Origin of the sequence: Hespellia stercorisuis DSM 15480 (assembly GCF_900142165.1) — a bacterium.
In the GTDB taxonomy this organism is placed as follows: Bacteria; Bacillota; Clostridia; order Lachnospirales; family Lachnospiraceae; genus Hespellia; species Hespellia stercorisuis.
In genome coordinates, this window is record NZ_FQZY01000051.1 from 24,818 (window position 1) to 31,314 (window position 6,497).

A 6,497-nucleotide genomic window follows, 5' to 3' on the forward strand; every position below is an offset into this window, starting at 1 on the left:
GACATGTTGAGAGTGAGATGTTGAGAGTGGGATGTTGAGAGTAAGATGTTATGAGTGGGATGTTGAGAGTGAGATGTTATGAGAGGGATATTATGAGTGGGATGTGAGATGGAGAAAGTGGGGAGGATAAAGTGGCAGGGAAAGCAGCGGAGAATATGTTGAAAAAAATAGCAGAGAAAGTGCCGGAGAGAAAGAGAGAGGAAGATACAAAACAGCGATTCAGGCTGAGTGGCAGCGCAACAGTCGAGATGGCCTATGTCATGCCGATTGTATTGCTGGTTTTCGTGGTGGTGATGAATCTGTGCTTTTACTATCATGACAAAAATATTCTCAATGCCATTGCTTATGAGACGGCGGTTTTGGGTTCGCAGAAAGAACGGACACCGAAAGGTTTTGATGAAGGGGAGCTTCAGACTCATTTTCTGCAGCGTCTGGAGGGAAAGATGATCCTGTTTTCAAGTGCATCAGTGAATGTCAGCAAAAATTCATCCTATATTACAGTCAGCAGCTCGGCATCAAAGAAAAGAATGCGGATTCATATTGAACAGCGTGCATCCGTCACAGAGCCGGAAAAATATATCCGTCTGCTGCGAAAAGTAAAAAATGGCGGTGAATCTCAATAAAAAAGCGGCGAATCCTAATAAAAACCTGTGATGGAATGGCACTGTGAAAAAACTGAAAAAATAAATTTAAGAAAGTGTAAAGAGGGAAAATATGGAAACTGTATTTAAACATGACTTAAATAATGCATACTTAAAAATAGAAGTTCCTGACTTTTATGTGGAGGATTATCAGATTCCGATGCTGCACGCAAACCAGATTCCGGGAATCCTGGAGGTGGATGCCAGAGGAATCGATGATTTCAGTCAGTATTCTTATAAAATCAGCGGCATGGTGTCAATGAGAGCGATGTTCGAGAAGACAAAGATGGAGCGAAGTGATATAGAACTGTTTATTGTTCAGCTTGTGCAGACAATCAAGGCTTTAAAGAGGCACATGCTCAGCGCAGATAAACTTTTGCTTGAACCTGATCATATTTTCTTTCAAAAGAAACAATTTTATTTCTGCTATTTACCGACAAGGAATACAGAACTTTGCGGTGCATTTCACAGGCTCACAGAGTATTTTGTCAGTCAGGTAAATTATGAGGAGAAAGAAGGGATTTATCTGGCATATGAACTCCACAAATCGACCATGGAAGAGCATTATGATATCGAGCAGATTCTGGAAGAATATCAGAACAAGAAAGAGGATACGGATTCCCGGGAAACGGAGGAACGGGGAAATATATTTGAGCTGGAGGACGAGGAATATGAGGATGTCCCCACAATACAGGAACTTGGTGGGACCTGGGGCAATATAAAAAGAGGTGTGCGCAGGCGAAAACGGCAAAAATGGGGTGTGTGGGAAGGACTGGTAATGGAAGAAAAATTTACAAATAAATAAAATAAGGGTATAATGATTGCAGAAATCAAAGCGAAATGGAGAAAAAGCGTGGACAATAAGAATAAAAAAGCGGTATGTACGATTGCCCTGGTGGCTGCAAACATTATTGTGTTTTTGGGACTTTCCTTTATCGGCAGAACGGAGGATGCAGAATTTATGGTGCAGCATGGCGCGATGTATGATTTGTATGTTGTGAATGGACATCAGTACTATCGGATGTTTACCAGTCTGTTTCTGCACTTTGGAGTGAATCATCTGTTTAACAATATGGTGATGCTGGGGGTCCTTGGCTGGACGATGGAATTGGAGATTGGCAAGATTCGGTATCTGATCATTTATTTTGTGAGTGGCCTTGGGGGGAATATGCTCTCTCTCTGTTGGAACGTATTGGAGGGAGAAAGCGTTGTGTCGGCTGGCGCGTCCGGAGCGATTTTCGGGCTGGTGGGAGCGATGCTGTATATGGCAATCCGAAACCGCGGAAGTGTGGGAAATGTATCTGGCAGAGGACTGATTTTCATGGTGGTCCTCACACTATATTATGGGCTTACGAGCAGTGGCGTAGACAATCTGGCACATATAGGCGGGCTGGTGGCCGGATTTATTCTGGCGGTGTTGCTGTACCATCCCAGAAGAGCCCATGCCTGAGTGTTTTTGGGAAAAGTGATGTGTCAGCACGCCAGATGGATTATAAAAGTAGTGCCGGTTTCGGGAGAAGAGTGTGCCTGAATAGAACCATTGTGGGATTCGATAATCTGTCTGGAGATGGCCAGACCTAATCCGGTCCCGTTTTCCTTGTGAGTGACAAAAGGATCAAAAATATGATCGATGATATCGTCGCTTATGCCGCAGCCGTTATCAAAGCATTCGATGACAATGCCATGTATATCAGGATGTGCCGAGAGGCAGATTTTGCCACGGCCGTCTCCGGAATGAACACTTTGAACAGCGTCCCGGGCATTTGCGAGGAGATTCAGAAGAACTTCCTTCAGCTTGATTTTATCACCGGTGAAAGTGCCGAGGCCTTTGTCGATGCGTGAGGTAAATTCAATATTGCTGTCCTCTAGAGAAATAGCAAATGAAACAGCAATATTTTTTAGAAAGTCTTTCATAGAAAATGCGGAATGGTTTAAAGTGTGGCCGCTGCTGTAACGCGATAAGTCATTTAACAGCTGGCACATAAACTCGATATCTGATTTAGTCTGGGACCAATGAGGATAAGTGGAAAGTTCGGGATGCTGGATTTCCATTACCTGTAGTGCAGAGTAAACCAAAGTGAGTGGATTTCGTATTTCATGAGCGATTGTAGATAATGCGACGTTATGATTTTCTAATAATTGGTTGATGATGATCTTGGCGTCTTTGTCGCGGTCCATAAGCTGGTTCATCTTCTGTTTGTCTATATTATGTAACATAGTGACCCCTCCGTCTTTTTCTAAAGATGAATAATTGCCAAATCCTTGTATAACATGTGCTAAGAAGGAATCTTAGCGTTTACACAGATGCCAGTGAACAAAGTTCACTTTTTATGCATCTGTCCAATGCATAACCTATGCTAAGGAGGAACCTTAGCGCTTGCGCAGATGCCGGTGAACAAAGTTCACTTTTTTATGCATCTGTCTTATAAAAAGTGTAGCAGACAGAAAACAGAGATTCAACAAGATTCCTTCGACAGAAAAAGACGGAAAATGACAGAAGTGTAAAGTGGACATTCGAAACCTGTACCTGGTACTTTGCGCATTTGAAACGGGGGATGCTTACGGACAAGCAACTGATCGGTCTGAGAATCTCTTCGGGAGGATCAACGTACCAGCCGGAAGGATGAACGATTTATGAAACTTTGGTTTGAGAATCTCTTTTGAAGGATCAGCGGACCAGGCCGGAGCAGATGACGCTTGCGACCAGAGCGGCGGAGGTTGCGAGCAGCGCACCGGGAAGTGTCCAGCGGGTCCGGGTGACTTTGGCACTCATAAAGTAGACACTCATTGTATAGAAGATAGTCTCAGTGCAGGATAGCATAATAGATGCGATAATGCCAAGACGGGAATCGGGACCGAAGGTTCGGAAAATATCCAGAAGCAGACCGGTGGCGGCGGAGGAAGAAAACATTTTTACAATGGCCAGTGGGACGAGTTCCCCCGGAAAATGAAAGAGTGCGCTGAACCTTCCGACAACATTTGAAACGATATCAAGAAAACCGGATGAGCGGAGCACACCTACGGCAATCATGAGCCCGATCAGCGTCGGCATGATTTTCAACACTGTGTGAAGTCCGTCTTTTGCTCCGCGGATGAAGGCTTCATAAACATTGACCCCGGAGTGCAGACCGAAAAGGATAATCAAAAAAATCAGGACAGGTGTAATCAAATCGAAAAAAGACAGGAAAAGATTCATGGAATCGCTTTCTGCAGATTACATGTCTGCGTTTTCGGTGTTTTGGTAGTATATGAAGTTTGCGCTGTATTTATTCGTGATACATAGAATGAAAAAGAACGCATAAGATATAGAAAGCATTGTTCGTGCGAGGTCAAATGGTAAAACGGTTCAGGTCTTATGCTGCTTTTGCACTTCTTTTCTTAGTGGTTCTGTTCACGACGGGCTGCGAAAAGATCACATCCGATTCAGGACATAGTAATCAGGATTTTGAAAAATTAACAAGAGAGTTGTTTTGCCGGGAGGTGTCGTCCAATACAATCAGCCTGCACTATACACTTCAGAATCCCGAGGAGTATGGGATTAAAGCACAGCAGGCATCGTTTGGAAACTGCGATGTCAGTCAGACGGCACAGAAAACAGTGATAGAAAATGAGAGCGCAGCGCTGGACAGATTCTCGAAAGAAAATCTGTCTGTGGAGAATAAGCTGACATACGATGTGCTGCGTTATTATCTGGACATGGCGGATAAAGGCGTTTCCTACTGTCTGTACGAGGAACCGCTGAGTCCGGTAAACGGAGCACAGACACAGATCCCGCTGCTGCTTTCGGAATATCGGCTGCAGGAGACGGAGGATGTGAAAACATATCTGCAATTGATGGAGTCAGTTCCGGCGTATCTGGAATCGGTGGAAGTCTTCGAAAAAAAGAAAGCGGCAGCAGGCCTGCTGATGTCCGACGCGATTCTCGGGATGGTGGTGGATCAGTGCGAAGCATTTGTAAATATGAAAGAAAATAATTATCTTTATGCAACGTTTGTTGAGCGGCTGAATGCGATGGAGCAGCTTGACGGGCAGGAGAAAGATGCATATATCCGGGATAATGCAAAGGCTGTGGCGGAATATGTACTGCCGGCATACGACAAATTAATTGCAGAATTGAAGTCCATGATGGGGAAGGGAACGAACAAAAATGGATTATGCTATTTCCCTGAGGGGAAATCGTACTATGAATGGCTGGCAGTAAAACAGACTGGCTCGTCCAAGACGGTAACACAGATGCAGGAGGCGACAAAAGCGCAGATGCTGTCCGATTTGGAGGATATGGAAAAAATTCTTGGACTGGGAACAGATCAGGCAAAGGAGACGGCAGCCCTCCCGGGAGACAATCCGGTAACCATGTTAAATGATCTTGAGAAAAACACGGAAAAATACTTTCCGAAGGCACCGGCTGTGACATCACGGATCAAGTATGTGCCCACCGCTCTGGAGGAGCATATGAGTCCCGCGTTTTACATGATTCCGACTATTGACAATGTGACGGAGAATATTATATATGTCAATAAATCCCAGATGCAGAACAATCTGATGCTGTACACCACGCTTGCTCATGAGGGATACCCGGGGCATCTCTACCAGACGATGTATTACTCGAATCAGAATCCCAGTCCAATCCGGCAGATCCTTGACTTTGGCGGCTACGTGGAGGGCTGGGCGACGTACAGCGAGATGATGAGCTATTATTTTGCCCCGCTGACCAGTGAGCAGGCTGTGCTGTTACAGAAAAACAGTTCGTTTATATTGGGATTGTATGCGTTGGCAGATATGGGGATTCACTATGATGGCTGGACATTTTACGATACCACGCAATTTTTTGCGGGGTATGGGATTAAAGATGCGGATGCGCTGGAATCTATATGGAATCTGATCATCGGAGATCCGGGGAATTATCTGAAATACTATATTGGCTATCTGGAATTTTTGGAAATGAAAAAGGATCTAATGGAAAAACAGGGCGATGATTTCTCCCAGAAAGCGTATCATGAAGCCGTTCTGAAAGTAGGTCCCGCGCCTTTTAGCATTGTGAAAGAATACGCCGTGAATTATTATCTGAAAGAGGGAGTGCTGTAAGATGCTGAATAAACTGTGGGCGGGGATGCTGCTGGTGGGGATTGCATATGCAGCGCTTAACGGCAGGGCGGGAGATGTTACACTGGCAGCACTGGACGCATCCAAAGAAGCTGTTTCCCTTTGCATTACGATGGTGGGGGTCATGTCCTTCTGGATGGGGCTGATGGAAATAGCCAGAGAAGCAGGCGTTATAGAAAAACTTTCGCATGGGATTCAGCCGCTCATCCATTTTCTGTTTCCACACATTCCAAAAGGTCATCCGGCTATTGCGAGCATTACGCTGAACATGACCGCGAATTTTCTGGGACTTGGCTGGGCAGCAACACCCGCCGGACTGAAGGCGATGGAGGAATTGGAAAAACTGGAAGAGGAGAGAAGAGGGCGAAGAATATCAGGACCGGTACGAAAGAGAGGCGTGGCCAGTAATGAAATGTGTACATTTCTAATTATTAATATTTCGTAACTGTTCAGAACTCCATTAGTTAAAGATGATATCGGAATTCCCTAAAAGGGCTTCTCTGATTGCTGTAAAAGCATTTATTCCATGCTTATGAGCAGTCCCAATATAGCTCATGATTGTAAGATATTCCTGTGCGCCTTCCTCACTGCGAAAACATCCTGAGACCTTGGTTTTAACCTTAATCATGCGCAAATCACGTTCCGCAAGGTTATTATCAAACGGAACACAGAGATTCTTTATAAATAAGCAGACTGATGCCTTGTAATTCACAAGTCTGTCAATTAGATTTAGTACCTTGGTCTTTTTCTTTC

At 44.6% G+C, this 6,497-nt stretch carries 7 protein-coding genes and 1 pseudogene; 5 read left to right on the forward strand and 3 right to left on the reverse strand.

The window, feature by feature from the left end:
• Window positions 1–131 precede the first annotated feature (131 nt).
• From BUB85_RS14905 to BUB85_RS14915, 3 genes are all read left to right on the forward strand, one after another.
• Entirely contained in the window at window positions 132–623 is a 492-nt protein-coding gene (locus BUB85_RS14905) for a TadE family protein (protein WP_084534070.1), read from the forward strand.
• A gap of 91 nt (window positions 624–714) precedes the next feature.
• Window positions 715–1,446 (forward strand): DUF6382 domain-containing protein, encoded by a 732-nt coding sequence (locus BUB85_RS14910; RefSeq protein ID WP_073111922.1) that lies wholly within the window; start codon window positions 715–717, stop codon window positions 1,444–1,446.
• Window positions 1,447–1,494: 48 nt separating this feature from the next.
• Complete coding sequence (locus BUB85_RS14915) at window positions 1,495–2,091, forward strand: rhomboid family intramembrane serine protease (protein ID WP_242945449.1); 597 nt, start codon at window positions 1,495–1,497, stop codon at window positions 2,089–2,091.
• A gap of 23 nt (window positions 2,092–2,114) precedes the next feature.
• Here the strand turns inward: BUB85_RS14915 and BUB85_RS14920 are convergent, their stop codons facing one another.
• Both BUB85_RS14920 and BUB85_RS14925 read right to left on the reverse strand, forming a co-directional pair.
• Complete coding sequence (locus BUB85_RS14920; protein ID WP_073111925.1) at window positions 2,115–2,858, reverse strand: sensor histidine kinase; 744 nt, start codon at window positions 2,856–2,858, stop codon at window positions 2,115–2,117.
• A gap of 451 nt (window positions 2,859–3,309) precedes the next feature.
• Window positions 3,310–3,837 carry a spore maturation protein gene (locus tag BUB85_RS14925; protein ID WP_073111927.1) on the reverse strand — a complete coding sequence of 176 codons (528 nt, stop codon included), beginning with the start codon at window positions 3,835–3,837 and terminating at the stop codon, window positions 3,310–3,312.
• A gap of 137 nt (window positions 3,838–3,974) precedes the next feature.
• Here BUB85_RS14925 and BUB85_RS14930 point away from each other — a divergent pair, with 137 nt between their 5' ends.
• The gene (locus tag BUB85_RS14930) at window positions 3,975–5,726 is read left to right on the forward strand and encodes a DUF885 domain-containing protein (RefSeq protein WP_073111929.1); all 1,752 of its coding nucleotides are present in this window, start codon (window positions 3,975–3,977) and stop codon (window positions 5,724–5,726) included.
• 1 nt (window position 5,727) lies between these two features.
• A pseudogene (locus tag BUB85_RS14935) lies at window positions 5,728–6,186 on the forward strand (nucleoside recognition domain-containing protein); the annotation flags it as partial.
• A gap of 18 nt (window positions 6,187–6,204) precedes the next feature.
• Here BUB85_RS14935 and BUB85_RS14940 read toward each other — a convergent pair.
• On the reverse strand, window positions 6,205–6,497 hold a 293-nt coding region (locus tag BUB85_RS14940), incomplete at its 5' end, for an IS66 family transposase (RefSeq protein ID WP_143160739.1).